This is a genomic window from Stenotrophomonas sp. GD03777 (assembly GCF_029842485.1).
Classification (GTDB): Bacteria; Pseudomonadota; Gammaproteobacteria; order Xanthomonadales; family Xanthomonadaceae; genus Stenotrophomonas; species Stenotrophomonas sepilia.
Genome location: NZ_JAOCGL010000036.1, coordinates 1 through 19,703 on the forward strand (window position 1 = coordinate 1; position 19,703 = coordinate 19,703).

The 19,703-nt window shown below is 67.7% G+C and carries 14 protein-coding genes; 8 read left to right on the plus strand and 6 right to left on the minus strand.

What is annotated here, in order from left to right; translation table 11 throughout:
- Window positions 1–386: 386 nt before the first annotated feature.
- The 3 genes from N5E02_RS09960 to hemH form a co-directional block, all read right to left on the minus strand.
- Window positions 387–2,492, minus strand: a complete 2,106-nt coding sequence (locus N5E02_RS09960; protein ID WP_065196769.1) for a methyl-accepting chemotaxis protein — start codon at window positions 2,490–2,492, stop codon at window positions 387–389.
- A gap of 290 nt (window positions 2,493–2,782) precedes the next feature.
- Complete coding sequence (locus tag N5E02_RS09965) at window positions 2,783–3,637, minus strand: alpha/beta hydrolase (protein WP_065185934.1); 855 nt, start codon at window positions 3,635–3,637, stop codon at window positions 2,783–2,785.
- Window positions 3,634–4,596, minus strand: a complete 963-nt coding sequence (gene hemH / locus N5E02_RS09970) for a ferrochelatase (protein WP_065185933.1) — start codon at window positions 4,594–4,596, stop codon at window positions 3,634–3,636. The genes N5E02_RS09965 and hemH overlap by 4 nt, the downstream gene beginning before the upstream one ends.
- A 165-nt stretch (window positions 4,597–4,761) precedes the next feature.
- Between hemH and N5E02_RS09975 the strand changes: the two genes are divergently transcribed.
- The 4 genes from N5E02_RS09975 to tatC all read left to right on the plus strand — a co-directional run bounded on the left by N5E02_RS09975 (window position 4,762) and on the right by tatC (window position 7,178).
- On the plus strand, window positions 4,762–5,655 hold the full coding sequence (locus N5E02_RS09975) for a YSC84-related protein (RefSeq protein ID WP_005420455.1): 894 nt from the start codon (window positions 4,762–4,764) through the stop codon (window positions 5,653–5,655).
- A gap of 75 nt (window positions 5,656–5,730) precedes the next feature.
- A complete protein-coding gene (tatA, locus tag N5E02_RS09980) occupies window positions 5,731–5,958 on the plus strand; it encodes a Sec-independent protein translocase subunit TatA (protein WP_012512521.1) in 228 nt (75 codons plus the stop codon).
- 15 nt (window positions 5,959–5,973) lie between these two features.
- Complete coding sequence (gene tatB, locus N5E02_RS09985) at window positions 5,974–6,432, plus strand: Sec-independent protein translocase protein TatB (protein ID WP_171957745.1); 459 nt, start codon at window positions 5,974–5,976, stop codon at window positions 6,430–6,432.
- Window positions 6,429–7,178, plus strand: a complete 750-nt coding sequence (tatC, locus tag N5E02_RS09990; protein ID WP_005420449.1) for a twin-arginine translocase subunit TatC — start codon at window positions 6,429–6,431, stop codon at window positions 7,176–7,178. The genes tatB and tatC overlap by 4 nt, the downstream gene beginning before the upstream one ends.
- An 83-nt stretch (window positions 7,179–7,261) precedes the next feature.
- Here the strand turns inward: tatC and N5E02_RS09995 are convergent, their stop codons facing one another.
- The 3 genes from N5E02_RS09995 to N5E02_RS10005 are packed head-to-tail and all read right to left on the minus strand — an operon-like array spanning window position 7,262 to window position 10,776.
- Complete coding sequence (locus N5E02_RS09995; protein WP_005420447.1) at window positions 7,262–8,173, minus strand: BPSS1780 family membrane protein; 912 nt, start codon at window positions 8,171–8,173, stop codon at window positions 7,262–7,264.
- Window positions 8,174–8,222: 49 nt separating this feature from the next.
- On the minus strand, window positions 8,223–8,969 hold the full coding sequence (locus tag N5E02_RS10000) for a glutamine amidotransferase (RefSeq protein ID WP_065177803.1): 747 nt from the start codon (window positions 8,967–8,969) through the stop codon (window positions 8,223–8,225).
- Window positions 8,941–10,776, minus strand: coding sequence for a GspE/PulE family protein (locus N5E02_RS10005; protein WP_065185932.1), 1,836 nt, complete (start codon window positions 10,774–10,776; stop codon window positions 8,941–8,943). The genes N5E02_RS10000 and N5E02_RS10005 overlap by 29 nt, the downstream gene beginning before the upstream one ends.
- Window positions 10,777–10,859: 83 nt before the next feature.
- Between N5E02_RS10005 and glyQ the strand changes: the two genes are divergently transcribed.
- The 4 genes from glyQ (at window position 10,860) to N5E02_RS10025 (ending at window position 19,673) form a co-directional block, all read left to right on the plus strand.
- Entirely contained in the window at window positions 10,860–11,771 is a 912-nt protein-coding gene (gene glyQ, locus N5E02_RS10010) for a glycine--tRNA ligase subunit alpha (RefSeq protein WP_049412007.1), read from the plus strand.
- A gap of 87 nt (window positions 11,772–11,858) precedes the next feature.
- Entirely contained in the window at window positions 11,859–13,919 is a 2,061-nt protein-coding gene (glyS, locus tag N5E02_RS10015; RefSeq protein WP_279946220.1) for a glycine--tRNA ligase subunit beta, read from the plus strand.
- 103 nt (window positions 13,920–14,022) lie between these two features.
- A complete protein-coding gene (locus N5E02_RS10020; protein WP_032954656.1) occupies window positions 14,023–15,819 on the plus strand; it encodes an autotransporter assembly complex family protein in 1,797 nt (598 codons plus the stop codon).
- Window positions 15,816–19,673: a translocation/assembly module TamB gene (locus N5E02_RS10025; RefSeq protein WP_279946221.1), complete on the plus strand. Its 3,858-nt coding sequence runs from the start codon at window positions 15,816–15,818 to the stop codon at window positions 19,671–19,673. The genes N5E02_RS10020 and N5E02_RS10025 overlap by 4 nt, the downstream gene beginning before the upstream one ends.
- The last annotated feature ends 30 nt before the right edge of the window (window positions 19,674–19,703 follow it).

Consider the following 19,703-nt stretch of genomic DNA (forward strand, 5'->3'; position numbering starts at 1 on the left):
TACCCAAAACCCCGCTGCTGACGCAGCGGGGTTTTTCTTTGTGCGCAGGAAATGCGGGTGGTGCCGGCCGCTGGCCGGCACCGCCATGGCTGCACACCGGCCGGTAGATCCACGCGATGCGTGGATATTCTCTGCGGGCAGCCACAGCGCCAGCCAAGGTTGGCCGCTACCGGCGGGAGGTCAGACAGTGGGCTAGGCCGTAATTGCCAGCCAGCGGCCGGCACTACCGGTAGATCCACGCCGTGTGTGGATGCGGCGCCAAACAGGGTTGGCCGCTCCTCACGGCAGGTCCGGAAGCGGACTTTTCCTGACCCATCACGCAGAAGCAGGTAAAAAACGGCGCCCTGCGGGCGCCGTCTTGATCAGGATCGCATTGCAGGCCCGGATCAGGCGGCCCGCGGGACCTCGTGCGGTTCCTGCTGGCGGAACACCGATACTGCCTCGGTAAGCGTCCCCGCCTGCGTCTGCAGCTCGCGTGCGGCCGCGGTGGCTTCTTCCACCAGCGCCGCGTTCTGCTGCGTGGCCTGATCCATCTGCACCACGGTCTGGTTGATCTGCTCGATGCCGATCGACTGCTCCTGCGAGGCCGCCGAGATCTCACGCATCAGATGGCTGACATTCTCCACGCCGCCGACAATGCCCTGCATCCGCTGGCCGGCGTCGGCCACCAGCTGGGCACCTTCGCCCACCTGTCGGCCTGCCTCATCGATCAGCTTTTTGATTTCCTGTGCGGCGGCGGCGGAGCGCTGCGCCAACACGCGCACCTCGCTGGCCACCACGGCGAAGCCACGGCCCTGCTCACCGGCACGTGCGGCTTCCACCGCCGCATTGAGCGCGAGGATATTGGTCTGGAAGGCGATGCCATCGATCACGCCGGTGATGTCGCCGATCCGCTTCGAGGCGCCTTCAATCGCCTGCATGGTGTCGACAACCCGCTGCATCGCGGTGTTGCCGTCACTGGCGGCGCTCTGCGTGGACGCAGCCAGCTCACTGGCCTCGCGCGCATGCGTAGCATTCTGGCGCACGGTGGCGGTCAGCTCCTCCATCGAGGCTGCGGCTTCCTGCAGGTGCGCCGCCTGGCGCTCGCTGCGCTCGGACAGCGCACCATTGCCTGCAGCGATCTCGCTGGCGGCGGTACTGATCGAGGCCGCGCACTGCTGGATGCGGCCCACCATGCGCGCCAGCTGGCCGGCGGTGGCGTTGGCATCACGCTGGATCGCGGCGAAGGCACCGTGGTACTCACCGTGCATGCGCCGATCGAGATCGCCGTTGGCCAGCGCCGAAAGCATCTGCCGCACGTCGTTGACGGTGCTGCCCAGCGTATCGAGCAGCTGGTTGATGCCACCGGTCAGGCCATCGAGGAAGCTGGCGCCTTCGGTTGCCTGCAGGCGCTGGCCGAGATCGCCGGCCGCGGCAGCAGCGACGATGCCGGCCACGGCGTTCTCCAGCGCCAGCTCCTGGGTACGGTCATGCCATTCCACGGCGAAACCGAGGCGCATGCCCTGTGCATCGAACACCGGGGTGACCACCTGGGCGAAGTGCACCGGGCCGATCTGTACCTTGCCGTTGTGGCTGGCCTGCAGGCCATTGAGGATGGCGCGGATGCGGTCCGGGTTGGCATGGAAGCGATGGATGCTGCTGCCGACCAGGCGTTCGGCATCGAAGTCAGGGAAGGCCTGGCGCAGTGTCGCCTGCTGGTTGCGCAGCAGAGCCACCACCGAGCGGTTCACATAGCGGATCACGTGATCATTGTCGGCGATCATCATCGCGGTGCGCGAGGCATCCAGCGCCTGACGGATCTGCGCATTCTCGGCATGCGCCTCAGCCTCACGCCCACGTTGGGCCTGGACGTGGCGCGCGGTATCGGCCAGCGCATGGGCCAACGAGCCGGGTGCATAGGATGCGGTGTCGGCATGTGCGCCCAGGTCGGTGCCCGTGGCGATGTCGCGGGCCAGCGCAGCCAGCCGGCGCGGGCCGTGGCCAAGCGCCTCGGTCTGCTGGCGCAGGCGCAGCGCGACCTGGCCGAGGAATGCCGTCAGCCCGGCGAACAGGCCCGCCTGCAGCAACGTAGGTCCCACTGCTGCGCCCTGCAGCAGCGGCGCCAACAGCGCGAGCGTGCCGATGCCGCCGGCCAGCCATACCGGCAGGCGATCACGATGGCTCAACAGCACGCCCAGCAGCAGTGCAATCGGCAAAGCCGGTGACAGGCCCGCGATCGCGCACAGCCATGCCAGCTGCAGCGACAACAACAGCGCCAGGCCATTGCGGGTGACGCTATGGCCCGCCTTGGGACCGGCCAGCCAGATGGCAGGCAGCACAGCGGCCGCGACCAGCGAGGCGGTCAGGACATGAGGCCCGCGCAGGGCCAGCACCAGGCCGGCCACCGCCAGTGCCGCACTGCCGATCAGCAATCGGCGGTCAGCGCGGTGGGCGAGCTGCTGCAGATGCGGCAGGCGGGCGGTATCGGGGGGACGAGTGGATGCAGCGGACATCGGCGACTCCTGGATCAGCAGACGACAACGGCCACACGGTGACGCACGCACGAGTGCGTGGCCAGGGCATGGACCGGGAATTCGGGGAATGCGACGCAATCAACGTCGCGCAGACGGGGCGCCGTGACCACATCCTGTGGGTGACGGAGCAATGGAGCGGGCATGCGGACTTCCTTGCAGGACCAGACACACGCCGCAGGCCCGACCGGGCCCACGTGCTGCGGACGCAGTGGCCCGCAACCGATGTATCGGCCGCAACTGCGCAGAATGAAGTGCGCGGACGCTGCGACTCAGCCGGCGTTGTCGTTGCCGAGGAAGCGCAGGATCACCCCGGCGATGCGTGCCGGGTCTTCCATATGCAGGTGGTGGTTGCCGGGAAACACGGCCAGCCGTCCATCACGCAGGTGCTGCAGGCGATCACTGCGCATCGGCTCGGGATAGTAGGACTGCGCCGGCGTGGCATAGATCACCTGCGTCGGGCAGGCGATGGCCTGCAGCAGGTTGTCGATCTGGCCTTCGCTGAGGCGGATCGCAGTGGGCAGCATCAGGCGCGGGTCGCTGCACCAGCGGTAGCCACCTTCGACCGGTTCCACGCCGCGCTCGACCAGCAGCCGTGCGCAGGGTTCGCTGAGCTGGTTGGTCATCATCCGCGCGCGGATCGGCGCTGCCAGATCGGGGAACACGCGCAGCTGCTTGCGTGCCAACGCGCGCGTGGCGTTCACATGCTCGCGCAGGCGATGCGCCGTTTCTTCCTCGGGACCGCGCAGGCCGCCGAGTGCTTCGATCGCCACCAGCCGATCAACACGGTCGCTGACCGAGGCGGTAAGGCTGGCGATGCCGGCACCCATCGAATGGCCGAGCAGGCTGAATCGGTCCCAGCCCAGTGCGTCGGCGACATCGAGTACGTGGCAGATCGCGGCGGCCGTGGTGTAGCTGGCACCCATCGGCAGGTGCGCGCTGTGACCGTGGCCGGGCAGATCGATGGCAACCAGCTGCAACGCCGACAGGTGCGGCGCCAGCGGCACGAAGCTGGCGGCGTTGTCGAGCCAGCCATGCAGGGCCAGCACGCGTGGGCCGCCGCCGTGGTTGCGCAGGCCGGCGACGCGTGCGCCCCCGACCTGGAGTTCAAACGGTTGCAGGCTCATGCCAGCGAGGACACGGCCAGCCGTGCCAGGGCGCGTGCATGCTCCGGCTCGGCGTTGAGGCAGGGGATGTAGCGCATCGTCGCACCGCGCTCGGCCAGTGTTTCGGTGAAGCCCAGCGCAACCTCTTCCAGCGTCTCCAGGCAGTCGGTGGCAAATCCGGGGCAGACCACGTCGATCTGCTTCACGCCGGATTCGGCCAGCGCCCACAGGCTGGGCTCGGCATACGGCTGCAACCAGCGCTCGCGGCCGAAGCGCGACTGGTAACCCATCTGCCAGTCGTCCTTGCCCAGGCCCAGTGCATTGGCGATGGCCTGCGCACTGGCCTCGCAGCGCTGCGGATACGGGTCGCCCGCGTCGGCCAGGCGCTGCGGGATACCATGGAAGGAAAACATCAGTTTCTGACCGCGACCGTGCTGTTCCCAGTAGCGGCGGATCGATCCGGCTACGGCCTCGACCCAGCCGGGATCGACCGAGTAATCCCGCACCAGGCTCACGGTCACGCCCGGGTTGCGGCGCTGCCACGCATCGACCCGGTCTTCGACCGAGGCGGTGGTGGTGGTGGAGTACTGCGGGTACAGCGGCAACACCACGATCCGGCGCGCGCCGTCGGCGGCAAGACGGTCGAGCTCGCCGGCCAGCGCCGGTTCGCCGTAACGCATCGCATGGCGTACCGTCAGGGTCGGCAGCAGGGCCTGCATGGCCTGCGCCAGCTGGCGCGTATGTACCATCAGCGGTGAGCCGTCGGGCAGCCAGACCTGGGCGTACTTGGCCGCCGACCGGCCGCTTCGCAGCGGCAGGATCAGCCCGCGCAGCAGCGGCTGCCAGAGCAGTGCCGGAATCGCGACCACGCGCGGGTCGGACAGGAATTCGGCCAGGTAACGGCGTACGGCGGCGGCCGTCGGCGTCTCGGGCGTGCCTAGGTTGACCGCCAGCACGGCGGTATCGGGTGCGTCGAGCATGGGCGGTATTGTCGCCTATCCGGCGCCGCGCCGGGATGCAGGGTTCGGATTGCAGGCATAGCGCGCATCAATGCGGGCAGGGAACGCTCATTGGGGATTCATGACAACACCACTAATTTCAGTCACTTGCTATATCTTCCTACGGACTGACTTCTGGAGCCTGCCATGCGTCGCCCGATCCAAGCCCTGCTGATCGCCGCCAGCCTGCTGTCCAGCCAGGCCATGGCCGGACCGCAGGAAGACCAGCGCGCCCGCAACGCCGTGCGCGTGCTGGCCGAAATCCAGGAAATTCCTGAACAGGGCATTCCGGATAAATTGCTCGACGAAGGCCGCGCGGTCATCGTCATTCCCGACACGATCAAGGCCGGTCTTGTCATTGGCGGTCGTCGTGGCCACGGCCTGATGTCGGTGCGCATGCCCAATGGCGCATGGTCCAACCCGGTGTTCGTGAAGCTCACCGGTGGCAGCATCGGCTTCCAGGCCGGCGTGCAATCTTCGGATGTGGTTCTGGTGTTCCGCAACGACCGCAGCCTGGACAATCTGGTCAACGGCAAGTTCACGCTCGGCGCCGATGCTGGCGTTGCCGCCGGTCCGGTCGGCCGCAATGCCGCCGCCGCCACCGACGGCCAGCTGAAGGCCGAGATCTGGTCCTGGTCGCGTGCCCGTGGGCTGTTCGCGGGCGTCGCGCTGGATGGTGCGGTGCTGCAGATCGACGATGCCGCCAACCTTGACGCCTACGGCAGCAACACCACGCCGCGCATGATCTTCGAAGGTCGCGCCGCCGGTTCGCCGTCGATGGACGTGGTCGCCTTCCGTGATCGTCTGGAAGAGGCCACCTACGCCGCCCGCAACAACCGCAACGGCAACGGTGGCAGTGCACCGCGTCCGGCGGCGACCCCGGCGGTTGCGCCGGCGCCTGTTCAGGCAGCGCCGGCTGCCCCAACCGAAGCCACCACCGCGCCGCTGCAGAACGTGCCGCAGAACCCGCCGCCGCAGCAGCAGGGCTTCCAGCCGGTCAACGACGGCGAAATCCGCACGGAAACGCTGGGCGGAAACTGACTTTCGTCACGCGCGCCGGCTGACACCCGGTGCGCTATGCTCGACAGCCTGATCACTAACGTAACGAGCGTCTTTATGGGCAGTTTCAGCATCTGGCATTGGTTGGTCGTGCTGGCCATCGTCCTGCTGGTGTTCGGCACCAAGCGCCTGACCAGTGGCGCCAAGGACCTCGGCTCGGCGGTCAAGGAATTCAAGAAGGGCATGCGCGACGAAGACAAGCCGAACGCGCAGCTGGGCGATGAGTCGCGCAGCCAGGACGCCTCGCGCACCGCGCAGGACGAGCACGACCGCACCCCTCGCTGATCCGGAGCGGTTGCGGTGTTTGATATCGGCTTCAGCGAACTGCTGGTGATCGCGGTGGTCGCCCTGGTGGTGCTCGGTCCCGAGCGCCTGCCCAAGGCGGCCCGCTTCGCTGGCCTGTGGGTGCGCCGTGCCCGCAATCAGTGGGATTCGGTGAAACAGGAACTGGAACGCGAACTGCAGGCCGAGGACATCAAGCGGCAGATGCAGGAAGTGCGCCAGGGCATGCAGGACACCGAGAACCAGCTGCGCGCCAGCGGCGAGGCGATTCGTCGCGAAGCGCAGCAGGCGCAGCAGCAGGGCGATACGCTGGCGCAGGAAGTACGCGCGCCGGCGCCTGCGGATCCGCCGCCGCATATGGGCGGCCTGCCGCCTGCCGATGCACCGGTACAGGAGGGCATTGCGCCAGAGCCGATGCCGGCGACACCCCCTGAAGCCGGTGCTCCGACGCCGCAGCGCACGGAGCGCCAGCCATGAGTGAACAGGATTTCGGCGAAAGCTCGCTGGTCGAACATCTGGTGGAACTGCGCGGCCGCCTGGTGCGCGCATTGCTGGGCCTGGGCGTGGTGCTGCTGGCGCTGCTGCCGTTTACCCAGAAGCTGTACAACGCGCTGGCCGAACCGCTGGTCTCGCAGCTGCCCAACGGGCAGACGATGATCGCGACCAATCCGGCCGGCGCCTTCTTCGCGCCATTGAAGCTGACCTTCTTCGTTGCCCTGTTCGTGGCGGTGCCGTGGCTGCTGTACCAGCTGTGGGCCTTCGTCGCCCCGGGGCTTTACGCGCGTGAGAAGCGCCTGGCGGTGCCGCTGCTGGTGTCTTCGGTACTGCTGTTCTACACCGGCTGTGCCTTCGCCTACTTCCTGGTGCTGCCGGCGGTGTTCCATTTCCTGACCACCTTCAGCCCGGACGTGATCGCGATCACCCCGGATGCGAATGCCTACCTGGATTTCGTGCTGGCGATCTTCTTCGCCTTCGGTGGCAGCTTCGAACTGCCGGTGGCGATGGTGATCCTGGTGCTGCTGGGCTGGGTGACGCCGCAGCAGTTCAAGGAAGGCCGTGGCTACGCGATCGTCGGCATCTTCGTGCTGGCGGCGGTGCTGACCCCGCCGGACGTGGTCTCGCAGCTGATGCTGGCGATCCCGATGTGCCTGCTCTACGAGCTGGGCATCCACGCCGCACGCTGGCTGGTGCCGTCGTCGGCCGTGAAGAAACCCGCCGCCTGAAAAAAACAAAAGGGGACGGAGGGGATTAAGTCGCTATCGGCACAGTGGCACAAACGACTTAATCCCCTCCGTCCCCTTTTTCGTCAGGCGTGGAAGATGTCGCTTGAGGTCGGGGTGGTCGGGACCGGCGGTGCGGCGCGACTGCCACGGTGCACGAACATCTGCTTCCACGCGGCATAGACCGCGCCGACATACAGCGGCATCAGCACCGTGGTCAGCACCAGCTGGGCGATGAAGGCGGCGGCCAGCGGGCCACCGATCAGCATCGCGATCTGGATCACGATCACGAACAGGATGTAGATGCAGAACGCGGCGATCAGGCCGAGCACGGCGAACACGATCATCGCGCCGATGTTCTCGATGCAGCCCTGCAGGCTCAGGCGCAGCGCGTGCATGCCGCTCTGCTTGTCGAACACCACCAGCGCCGGTTGGGTGAACATTGCCAGCGACAGTGCGACCGCGCTCAGGAACACCAGCAGCATCCACAGCGCGATGCGCTTGGCCGGCAGGTTGGCCACCAGCGCCGCGGCATCGTCCGGCTTGATCTGCTGGCCACTGCGGCTGATCTCTTCCATCTTGGTCATGACCTCGCTGAAGGCGGTGAAGCCTTCGCGGCCGATCATCATGAACAGCAGCGCGCCCAGCAGCAGTACCGCCAGCACCTGGATCGCCAGCGGCACCAGCAGGTGGCTGACGCGGTGGTCGCGGATCGGCTGCAGCAGGTGCGAGGACAGGCCCGGGCGGCCTTCGTCGATCTCACCCACGGCGTAGAGCATGCCGCCGAACATGATCGGCGAGATGGCCAGGGTCATCAGCTGCACGGCCATGCCGGCGGCGCCGGGAATCAGCGTCGACAACAGGGTGACCACCCAGCTCACCAGCAGCCAGGCCAGGCCGATCCGGGCCAGCTGCAGCGGCGCACGCCGATACAGCGAGAACGTATCCAGCAACCACTGGGCGCCCGCCGAGGCCGGCAGCTTGCGAATCTCTTTCATGGACATCCGGGAAGGACAGGAGGGGACGGGCGGTTGCCCGTGCCGCTGATTATCCCTGTTTTGCCGCCGGCTGGGCTGAAGACAGCCGCGCCTGTCGGACGAAGCGGCGCAGCAGCTGGCGGGCCAGCGGTGCGGCGCTGACTGCGCGCTCGATGCTGCGCGCACAGCCGCCGTGGCGGCCGATGCAGTCGGCGCGGGCGCGCACGTAGCCGCGCATGTGGTGGGTGGCGAATTCGGGGTGGAACTGCACGCCCCAGGCCTGGCGCCCCCAGCGGAACGCGTGGCAGCCATCCAGCGGCGAGCGTGCAAGCACCTCGGCACCGTCGGGCGCGCGCAGCACGGTCTGCAGGTGGGTGGCGTGGGCGGCAAAGTGCTGCGGCAGGCCCTGGAACAGCGGATCCTGTGCCGCCTGTGGCTGCAGCTCCAGTTCGATCGTGCCGGACTCGCGCCCGGCCGGGTTGTAGGCCACCTCACCGCCCAGCGCATGCGCCAGCAGCTGGTGGCCGTAGCAGATGCCGAACACCGGCAGGTCAGCGTGGGCGGTCTGGCGCAGCCACGCCGCGCTGCGCTCGCTCCAGTCGGCGTGGTCAGTAACGAAGGCGGCCGAGCCGGTCACCAGTACCCCGGCAAAACCGTGCGGATCGGGCAGGGCGCCACCGTGTTCGACATCGACCACCACCGTCTCATGTTCCTCCAGCCCGGCGGCGACGCGGATCCAGTGCGGAAAGCGCCCGTAGCGGCGCAGCGACGGTACCGGGCGGCCGGTTTCAAGGATCAGGAAGGGGGCTGGGTTCATCCGGGGGCGGCAGCACTGACAGGACTTCCTCGATTGTAGTCAGCCCCTGCGCCACCTTTTCAAGCCCGGCCTGGCGCAGGGTTCGCAGCCCTTCAGCGCGCGCGGCACGGGTGAAACCGGCCAGATCCATGTCGGCGCGGATCTGCCCGCGCAGCCGCGAGCCCAATGGCAGCAACTCATACAGGCCGATGCGGCCGAGGAATCCGGTGCGCCGGCACTCCAGGCAACCGACCGGACGACAGGGCGTGGCGGCATCTGGATATGCAGCCTGGCTATCAGCCAGCACCGCCCAGTCGGCCGCACCGAGGGTGTGCGGCTGCTTGCAGTGCGGGCACAGGGTGCGCACCAGGCGTTGGGCGAGGATGCCGTTGAGGGTGCTGGCCAGCAGGTAGTGCGGCACGCCCAGGTCGAGCAGGCGGGTGACCGCCGACGGTGCATCGTTGGTGTGCAGGGTGGACAGCACCAGATGGCCGGTCAGCGAGGCCTGCACCGCCATCTGCGCGGTTTCCAGGTCGCGGATCTCGCCGATCATGATGATGTCCGGGTCCTGCCGCAGCAGGGTGCGCACGCCGCTGGCGAAGTCCAGGTCGATGTTGGCCTGCACCTGCATCTGGTTGAACTCGGGCGCGATCATCTCGATCGGGTCCTCCACCGTGCACACGTTCACGTCCGGCGTGGCCAGCCGCTTCAGCGTGGAATACAGGGTGGTGGTCTTGCCCGAGCCGGTCGGGCCGGTGACCAGCACGATGCCGTGCGGGCGCTCGACCAGTGCATTCCAGCCAGCGGCCTCCTGCGGGCTGAAGCCGAGCTGGTCGATGCTCTTGAAGGCGGCATCGGGGTCGAAGATGCGCATCACGCACTTCTCACCGAAGGCGGTGGGCATGGTAGACAGGCGCATCTCGACCTCGCGGCCACCCGGCGAGCGGGTCTTGATGCGGCCGTCCTGCGGGCGCCTGCGCTCGGCCAGGTCCATGCGGCCGAGTACCTTGATGCGGCTGACCACCGCGGTCATCACTGCCGGCGGCACCTCGAACACCTTGTGCAGCACACCATCGATGCGGAAGCGCATGCGTCCCATCTCGCGGCGAGGTTCCAGGTGGATGTCCGAGGCGCGCTGCTCATAGGCGTACTGCAGCAGCCAGTCGACGATGTGCACGATGTGCTGGTCGTCGGCATTGACGTCGCCGGTGCGGCCCAGCTCGACCAGCTGCTCGAAGCTGGGCAGGGTGGTGTTGGCCTCGCCGCGGACGTCGCCGCGCGCGCCACGCACCGAACGGGTCACCCCGTAGAACTCCATGGTGTAGCGGTGCAGGTCGAGCGGATTGACCACCGCCAGCTCGATGCGGCGGCGTGTCAGGTGCTGCAGGTCGCGGCGCCATTCCTGCACCAGCGGCTCGCTGGTGGCCACCAGCACCCGTTCGGCATCCACTGCCAGCGGCAGGAAGCGGTGGCGACGGGCATAGGCGTGGGAGACCAGCGCGGTGACCGCAGCGACGTCGACCCGGGTCGGATCGATGCGCAGGTAGCGGGTGCCGGTGCGTTGGGCCAGCCATTCGGTCAGGCGTTCCAGGGTCAGTTCGCCGCCGTCGCGGGTGGCCAGCTTGAGGTTGGACAGCAGCACCAGCGGGTGCACTTCACTGGCATTGCGCGCGCCCTGTGCGGAAAACCGCATGCGCTCGCCCTCGTGCTCGGCGACCAGGCCGTCGGCCAGCAGCGCCGCACCCACCTGCTCGAAATGCAGGCGGCCCCACGGCAGCGGGATGCCGCCTGGCTCGCCGGGCGTGCCCACCGGCAGCCGATGTTCCATCTGCCTGCTCCTCCCGGGTACGGAATGCCCCGCAGGTCGGCCGTTATACTAGCGCACCCTCTTGCCGGCCAAGACTCGTACGCATGTCCGCGACCCCGACCGTTCCGATCACCTTCCAGGGCCTGATCCAGACCCTGAACCAGTTCTGGGCCCAGCAGGGCTGCGTGCTCATCCAGCCGCTCGACCTGGAGGTGGGCGCCGGTACCTTCCACCCGGCCACCTTCCTGCGGGCGATCGGGCCGGAAAGCTGGAACGCGGCCTACGTGCAGCCGTCGCGCCGCCCGACCGACGGCCGCTACGGCGAGAACCCGAACCGCCTGCAGCGCTACTACCAGTACCAGGTGGCGATGAAGCCGGCGCCGGACAACATCCAGCAGCTGTACCTGGATTCGCTGAAGGCACTGGGCATCGATCCGCTGGTGCACGACCTGCGCTTCGTCGAGGACAACTGGGAATCGCCGACGCTGGGCGCGTGGGGCCTGGGCTGGGAAGTCTGGCTCAACGGCATGGAAGTGACCCAGTTCACCTACTTCCAGCAGGCCGGTGGCCTGGAGTGCCGCCCGGTGCTGGGCGAGATCACCTACGGTCTCGAGCGCCTGTGCATGTACCTGCAGAACTGCGACAACGTCTATGACCTGGTCTGGACCTACGGCCCGGACGGCCAGCCGGTGACCTACGGCGACGTCTACCACCAGAACGAGGTGGAGCAGAGCACCTACAACTTCGAATACGCCGACGTGGACGAAATGTTCCACCGCTTCGACGCCTGCGAGCGTGAAGCGCAGAAGCTGGTGGAAGTGGGCCTGCCGCTGCCGGCCTACGAGCAGGTGATGAAGGCCAGCCACACCTTCAACCTGCTCGATGCGCGCCGCGCGATCAGCGTGACCGAGCGCCAGCGCTACATCCTGCGCGTGCGCGCGCTGGCCCAGGCGGTGGCCAAGGCGTATTACGAGCAGCGCGAGAAGCTGGGCTTCCCGGGTGCGAAGAAGGCCTGACCGCCTTCCTGCACCGTCCCGCTTTTCATCAACTACCCGGGGCGCCGGACGCGTTGCGCGCTGCGCCCCCACCACAGGATCGAACCGATGAGCCAACTGTCCCCCCTGCTGATCGAACTGGGCACCGAGGAGCTGCCGGTCAAGGCGCTGCCGGGCCTGGCCCAGGCGTTCTTCGACGGTGTTGTCGAAGGCCTGCGCAAGCGTGGCGTCGCGCTGGAGCTGGGCGATGCCCGCCCGCTGTCGACCCCGCGCCGGCTGGCCGTGCTGCTGCCGGGCGTCGGCCTGGAACAGCCGGAACAGCACAGCGAAGTGCTGGGCCCGTATCTGAACATCGCGCTGGACGCCGAAGGCCAGCCGACCAAGGCCCTGCAGGGCTTCGCCGCCAAGGCCGGGATCGACTGGACCGCGCTGGAGAAGACCACGGACAACAAGGGCGAGCGCTTCGTGCACCGCGCGGTCACCCCGGGCGCGAGCACCGCCAGCCTGTTGCCGGAAATCCTGCGCGAGGCGATCGCGGCGATGCCGATTCCCAAGCCGATGCGCTGGGGCGATCACGCCTGGGGCTTCGCCCGCCCGGCGCACTGGCTGGTGCTGCTGCACGGCGCCAACGTGGTCGAGGCCGAACTGTTCGGCCTGCAGGCCGGCCGTGCCAGCCGTGGCCATCGCTTCCACCACGACCAGGCCGTGTCGCTGGCGCAGCCGCAGGATTACGTTGAAGCGCTGCGCGCCGCGTTCGTGCTGGTCGACCCGAGCGAGCGACGTGCGCGCATCGTCGCCGAAGTCGAGGCCGCTGCAGCCGGGGCCGGTGGCAGCGCCCGCATCACCGACGACAACCTGGAGCAGGTGGTGAACCTGGTCGAATGGCCGTCGGTGGTGCTGTGCAGCTTCGAACGCGCCTTCCTGGCAGTGCCGCAGGAAGCACTGATCGAAACGATGGAGATCAACCAGAAGTTCTTCCCGGTGCTGGATGCCGCCGGCACGCTGACCGAGAAGTTCATCGGCATCGCCAACATCGAATCGAAGGACGTGGCCGAAGTGGCCAAGGGCTACGAGCGGGTGATCCGCCCGCGCTTTGCCGATGCCAAGTTCTTCTTCGACGAGGACCTGAAGCAGGGCCTGATGTCGATGGGCGACGGCCTGAAGACGGTGACCTACCAGGCCAAGCTGGGCAGCGTGGCCGACAAGGTGGCGCGCGTGGCCGCACTGGCCGAAGTGATCGCAGCCCAGGTCGGTGCCGATCCGGCGCAGGCCAAGCGGGCTGCCGAGCTGGCCAAGAACGACCTGCAGTCGCGCATGGTCAACGAATTCCCGGAACTGCAGGGCATCGCCGGCCGCCACTACGCCGTGGCCGGTGGTGAATCGGCCGACGTGGCGCTGGCCATCGACGAGGCCTACCAGCCACGCTTCGGTGGTGACGACATCGCGCTGTCGCCGCTGGGCAAGGTGCTGGCCATCGCCGAACGCGTGGATACGCTGGCCGGTGGTTTCGCTGCAGGCCTGAAGCCGACCGGCAACAAGGACCCGTTCGCGCTGCGCCGCAATGCGCTGGGCCTGGCCCGCACGATCATCGAAAGCGGCTTCGAACTGGACCTGCGCGCGCTGATGGCCAGCGCCAATGCCGGCCTGGCCGCGCGCAACGTGCAGGCCGATGTCGGCGAGCTGTACGACTTCATCCTCGACCGCCTGAAGGGCTACTACGCTGACAAGGGCGTGCCGGCCACGCACTTCAACGCCGTGGCCGAGCTGAAGCCGGCTTCGCTGTACGACTTCGATCGCCGCCTGGATGCAATCGGCACCTTCGCCGCGCTGCCGGAGGCAGAGGCGCTGGCCGCGGCCAACAAGCGCATCCGCAACATCCTGCGCAAGGCCGAGGGCGAGATTCCGGCGCAGATCGACGCGGCACTGCTGCAGGAAGATGCCGAGCGCGCGCTGGCCGAAGCGGTCACCGCCGCCATCGATGACACCGGCGCCAGCCTGCACCAGAAGGACTATGTGGCGGTGCTGGCACGCCTGGCGCGCCTGCGTCCGCAGGTCGACGCGTTCTTCGATGGCGTGATGGTCAACGCGGAAGATCCGGCACTACCGGAACATCGCCGGCGTTGTCTATCGGGGTCATTGCCGACATCGTGGACGATGCCGGCATCCTGATTGGTCGGTTGCGACAATCGACACTTTGCGGTGTATTTTGACCGCCACTTAACAACCGATCCGCAATGACGTGATGCATTTCGCATCGTCACCTCCGGTCGGTATGCTGTGCCGCATGCAGCCAAAGAAATACGCCCTGCCGCTGATGGTCCTGTCGCTGGCCGCCACTTCCGTGGTCCATGCGCGCGGCACCATCGACAAGGTGGACATCAAGGGATTGGACAAGGGCGACGACGCCGCAATCATCGAGAACATCCAGGAATCGCTGTCGCTGTACGACACGATCGGCAAGGAGCAGGGCGAATCGCGCCTGGAGTACCTGCTGTCGCAGGCCGAGCGGCAGACCCGCCAGGCGCTGGAGCCGTTCGGTTACTACAACCCGGTGATCAAGGTCGAGGCGCCGCGTGAGGACGAGCACGTGCGCGTGCTGATCCATGTCGACAAGGGCGCCCCGGTGACCGTGCGCCGCGAGCACATCGACATCACCGGCCCGGCGATGTACGACCAGTACCTGCAGGACGACCTGGCCGCCTTCAAGCCCCGCAAGGGCCAGCGCTTCGAGCACACCCAGTACGAAGCCAGCAAGATCACCATCACCCGGCGCCTGGCCGAGCGCGGCTACTTCGATGCCGACTACACCCAGCGCCAGGTGCAGATCACCCGCGCCGACAACGCCGCCGACATCGACCTGACCTGGGACAGCGGCCGCCGCTACAACATGGGCCCGGTGCGCTTCGAGCAGGATTACTTCGTCGACAAGCTGTTCGATCCACTGGTGTACTGGGACCAGGGCAGCTACTACCACGAGGGCAAGCTGGACCGGCTGCGCGAGTCGCTGACCAAGCTGGACTACTTCAGCGTGATCGACATCCAGCCGCGCCCGGACCAGGCCGACGAGAACGGCGAAGTGCCGGTGGACGTGAAGCTGACCCGGGCCAAGCGCACCATCTACACCGCAGGCCTGAGCTACGGCAGCGAGAGCGGCCCGGGTGTGCGCGGTGGCATCGAGCGGCGGTTCCTGAACAACCGCGGCCACAAGATGAACACGCAGCTGGACTATGCGCAGAAGCGCAAGAGCCTGGTTACCAGTTACCGCATTCCGGCCTTCAACTGGCTTGATGGCTGGTACACCTTCGCTGCCAGCGCGTATGACGAGCAGACCGACTACATCGACCTGCGCAACTTCAAGCTGATCGCCAGCCGCAGCGGCGAGATCAACGAACACTGGACCGCGATCGCCTCGATCAACGCGCTGCGCGAGCGCTGGCGCTATGCCTCCGGCACCGAATTCACCGACGCGGTCTACAACACCTCGACGCTGGTGTACCCGCAGATGGTTGCCGACTACGTCAACGTCGACGACGAGATGTTCCCGCGCAAGGGCATCAGCGGCGCTGCAACGGTGCGTGCCGGCGTGGAAGGCGCCGGCTCGGATACCAGCTTCGTGCAGGCCAACGCCGTGTTGCGCTGGTACATCCCGGTGGGTGAAAGCAATCGCCTGATCCTGCGCGGCGAGGGCGGCACCACCTGGACCAGCGATCTGGTGGCGATGCCGCCGAGCCTGCGCTACTTCGCCGGTGGTGACCGCAGCATCCGCGGCTACGCCTACCGTGAGGTCGGCCCGCGTACGCCGAAGCCGGACAAGTACGCGCTGGGTGCCAAGAACCTGGTGATCGGCTCGGCCGAGTACGAGCACTACTTCAACGGTGGCCCCTGGGGTGCGGCGGTGTTCGTCGATACCGGCAGTGCCTTCGACAACACCATCGACCTGCATACCGGCGTCGGCTTCGGCGTACGCTGGAAATCGCCGGTGGGCCCGGTGCGCATCGACGTGGCGCACGGCCTGAACAACCCGGATTCGCAGTTCCAGCTGTACCTGAACATCGGAGCGGACCTGTGAGCGCGTCCGCACCGACCCCGAACACCCCGCCGCCACGCGTGCGCTTCTATCGCCGTCGCCGCTTCTGGGCATGGTCCGGCGCCGGCGTGATCGGCCTGGTGCTGCTGGCCCTGCTGGCGGTGTACTGGCTGCTGCAGACCGTGGCCGGCCGTGACGTACTGCTGGCCCAGGTGGTGGCGCGGCTGCCGGTGGGTGCCAGCTTCACCTGGGACAAGGTGGAGGGTCCGGTGGCCGGACCGCTGACCCTGTACAACGTCGACTTCCGCTATGACGACATCCATTTCCATGCCGAGCGTGCGCACCTGGAGCCGGACCTGCGCCCGCTGCTGGGCCGCAAGCTGCTGCTGGACAAGCTGGAGCTGACCAACGCGACGTTGAACCTGGCCAAGAGCGATGAGCCGTTCAAGCTGCCGTCCTGGCCCGATTCCCTGCCGCAGATCGAGATGCCGCTGGCGATCCAGGCCGATGCCATCGCCATCGATGGCTTCCGCATCAGCCAGGCCAACGAACCGGTGATCGACATCAGCCGCGTGCGCGGCGGCATCGAGATCGCCAACGGCGAGTTCCAGGCGCACAAGCTGGTGGTGGACAGTGACATGGGCAACTTCACTGCCCAGGGCCGTTACATCCCGGCCAAGGACTACGACACCGATGTGACGGTGACGGCGGTGTTGCCGGCACCGCGTGGGCGCACAGCCGCTACCGTCGGCTTGGTCGCCCGCGGTGACCTGTCGCACATGGAAGTGGCGATGGCCGGGCGTGCACCGAAGCCGCTGCACGCGATGCTGGTGTTCGATGGCCGCACCGACCCGACGTGGAACGCCAGCGTGCGCAGCGACGAGCTGGATCTGGCGTTGCTGTCGCCGGCCTTGGCGAGCTCGGCGATCACGCCGTTGTCGCTGGATTTCACCGCTGCTGGCAAGGGCGGCAATGCCAACCTGCGTGGCAGGGTGAAGCAGGGCGAGCAGGAACTGGAACTTGCACCGTCCATGGTGTCATTGCAGGACCAGGTACTGAAGGTCTCGCCGCTGCTGCTGAAGGGCCTCGGTGGCGAAGCCCGCCTGGAGGGCACCGCCGATTTCAGCCAGGAAAACCAGCAGAAGCTCAACTTCTCGGTGGTCGCGCGTGACCTGACCTATGTACCGGCGCCCGATCCGAACACCGCCGGCAGCGCACCGGTGCCGGTCACTCTGAAGGAAGCACGCTTCGGCCTGGCCGGTACCCTGAAGGCCTGGGCGGCGATCGGCCGCGCCGAGGTCGAACGCGAAAAGCAGAAGGCGCAGCTGCAGTTCGACGTACGCGGCAATGACCAGGCCGCGTCGATCCACCAGCTGCAGGCGCAGACGCCGGGTGGGCAGCTGCAGGTGGAAGGCCAGGTGGCGTGGGCACCGCAGCTGGACTGGGATGCCAAGGCCACGCTGAAGGATTTCGACCCCGGCTATTTCGTGCCGGGCTGGAATGGCCGCCTGTCCGGCAACCTGGCCTCCAAGGGCCGCCAGCTGCCGCCGCCGGCCAATGCCGCACCGGGCACCTCGGGTACGCTGGAAGCCACGGTGGACCTGCCCTCGCTGAGGGGCATCCTGCGCCAGCGCAATCTCGACGCACAGGGCAAGTTCGCACTGCAGGGCGCGCAGGGCCAGGGTGACCTGAAGCTGTCGCTGGGCAGCAGCCGGGTGACCGCGTCGGGCAAGGTCGGCGACCGCCTCGACATCGATGCGCGTTTCGAGCCGCTGCAGTTGAGCGACCTGCTGCCGGCCGCCGACGGTGGCCTGCGTGGCCAGGTACAGGTGAAGGGCCCGCGCGATGCGCCGGACATCACCGCCGACCTGGTCGGCAACAACCTCAACTGGGATGGCTACGGCGCCGAGAGCGTGAGCATCAAGGGCCGCCTGCCGTGGCGCGGCGACAGCGGCACGCTGGCCGTGCAGGGCCAGCAGGTCAACGCGGGCATGCTGCTGGAGCGGCTGAACATCGACGCACAGGGCAGTGTGTCCAACCTGCGCCTGGCCGCGCAGACCCGCAACGAGATGGGTGCGGTCGAGCTGCAGGGCAGCGTGCGCCAGCAGGGCACGCAGTGGCGTGGCGAACTGGCGTCGCTGCGCATCGCACCGGTGAAGGGCGATGCCTGGGCGCTGCGTGCACCGGCGGCGTTCGCGATCAACGGCAGCACCTACACCCTGTCCGAAGCCTGCCTGGCCGCCGCGAGCAGCGGCGCGCTGTGCGCACAGGCCAACTGGCCGCGCGAAGGCCTGGTGGTGCGCAGCGACGCGCTGCCGCTGGCGCTGGTGCAGCCGTGGTTGCCGCCGCAGTCCGGGCGCCGCATCTACCTTCGCGGCGATGTCAGCCTGGACGCGCACATCCGCCCGCGCGGCAACGCCTGGGAAGGCCATGTGGAGGTGCGCTCGAAGGAAGGCGGCGTGCGCCTGGGCGAGAACCGCAACACCGTGGGCGATACCACCCGCGGCGAGCTGGTGCGCTATGACCAGTTCTCGCTGAAGCTCGACATGACCCCGGCCAGCATCAAGGGCTACCTGGGCATGGGCTTCCAGGGCAATGGCTTCGTCGACGCCAGGATGCAGACCGGCTGGGAAGCCAGTGCGCCGCTTAATGGTGAGCTCTACCTCAACATGTCGCGGCTGTACTGGCTGGAGCTGTTCTCGCCGGACATCGTGCGACCGACCGGCCTGATCGAAGGCCACGTCAGCCTGCGCGGGACGCGAGGCCAGCCGTCGCTGGGCGGTGACGCACAGCTGAGCAACTTCAAGGGCGAATTCCCCGCGCTGGGCCTGACCTTCGACCAGGGCAAGGGCAGCTTCGTGGCCCAGCCCGATGGTTCGGCCAAGATCACCGCGCAGGCCAACTCGGGCCAGGGCACGCTGTACGTGGACGGTGGCCTGTCGTGGTTCGGCGATGCGCAGCCGCTGCAGCTGAAGATCCATGGCGAGAACGTGCTGCTGTCCAACACCAGCGAACTGCGCATCGTCGCCAACCCCAACCTCGACTTCACCCTGGCCAAGGCGGCGATGGAGCTGCGCGGCACCGTGCACGTGCCCGAGGCCGACATCGATCTGGAACGCTTGGACCGCGGCACCTCGGTGTCCGAAGACGTGGTGGTGCTCGACCCGGCCGATCCGGAAGAGTCGCGCACCTCGCCGCTGGACATGGACCTGACGGTCAGCCTGGGCGACAAGGTGAAGATGACCGGGTTCGGCCTGAAGGGCGCGCTGACCGGCAAGATGCAGGTCTGGGCCAAGCCCGGCCGCGAAATGACCGCCAATGGCGGCCTGGAAGTGAGCGGCCGCTACAAGGCGTATGGGCAGGACCTGACCATCACCCGTGGCAACCTCAACTGGAACTACAACGCGGTGTCCGACCCGCGCATCAACATCCGCGCCGAGCGCCGCATCGGTGATGTCACCGCCGGCATCGACGTGACCGGGCGTGCCCAGCAACCGCGTGCCGACGTGTGGTCCGATCCGGCGATGTCGCAGTCCGAGGCACTGGCCTATCTGGTGCTGGGACGCAGCCTGACCGGCGCCAGCAGCGACCAGGCGCAGCAGGTCAACGCGGCCTCGGCGGCGCTCTCGGCTGGCAGTGGCCTGCTCGCCTCGCAGCTGGGTGCCAAGCTGGGCCTGGATGATGCAGGCGTGAGCCAGTCGCGCGCGCTGGGTGGTTCGGTGATCGGCGTCGGCAAGTACATCTCGCCCAAGCTTTACGTGGGTTACGGCGTGTCGCTGGTGGGCGCCGGTTCGGTGATCACGCTGAAGTACCTGCTGCGCCGCGGGTTTGATGTGGAAGTGGAATCGAGCACGGTGGAAAACCGTGGTTCGATCAACTGGCGGCGGGAGAAATGACCGGGTCGGGGGCGGCGCCCTTTCGTTGAA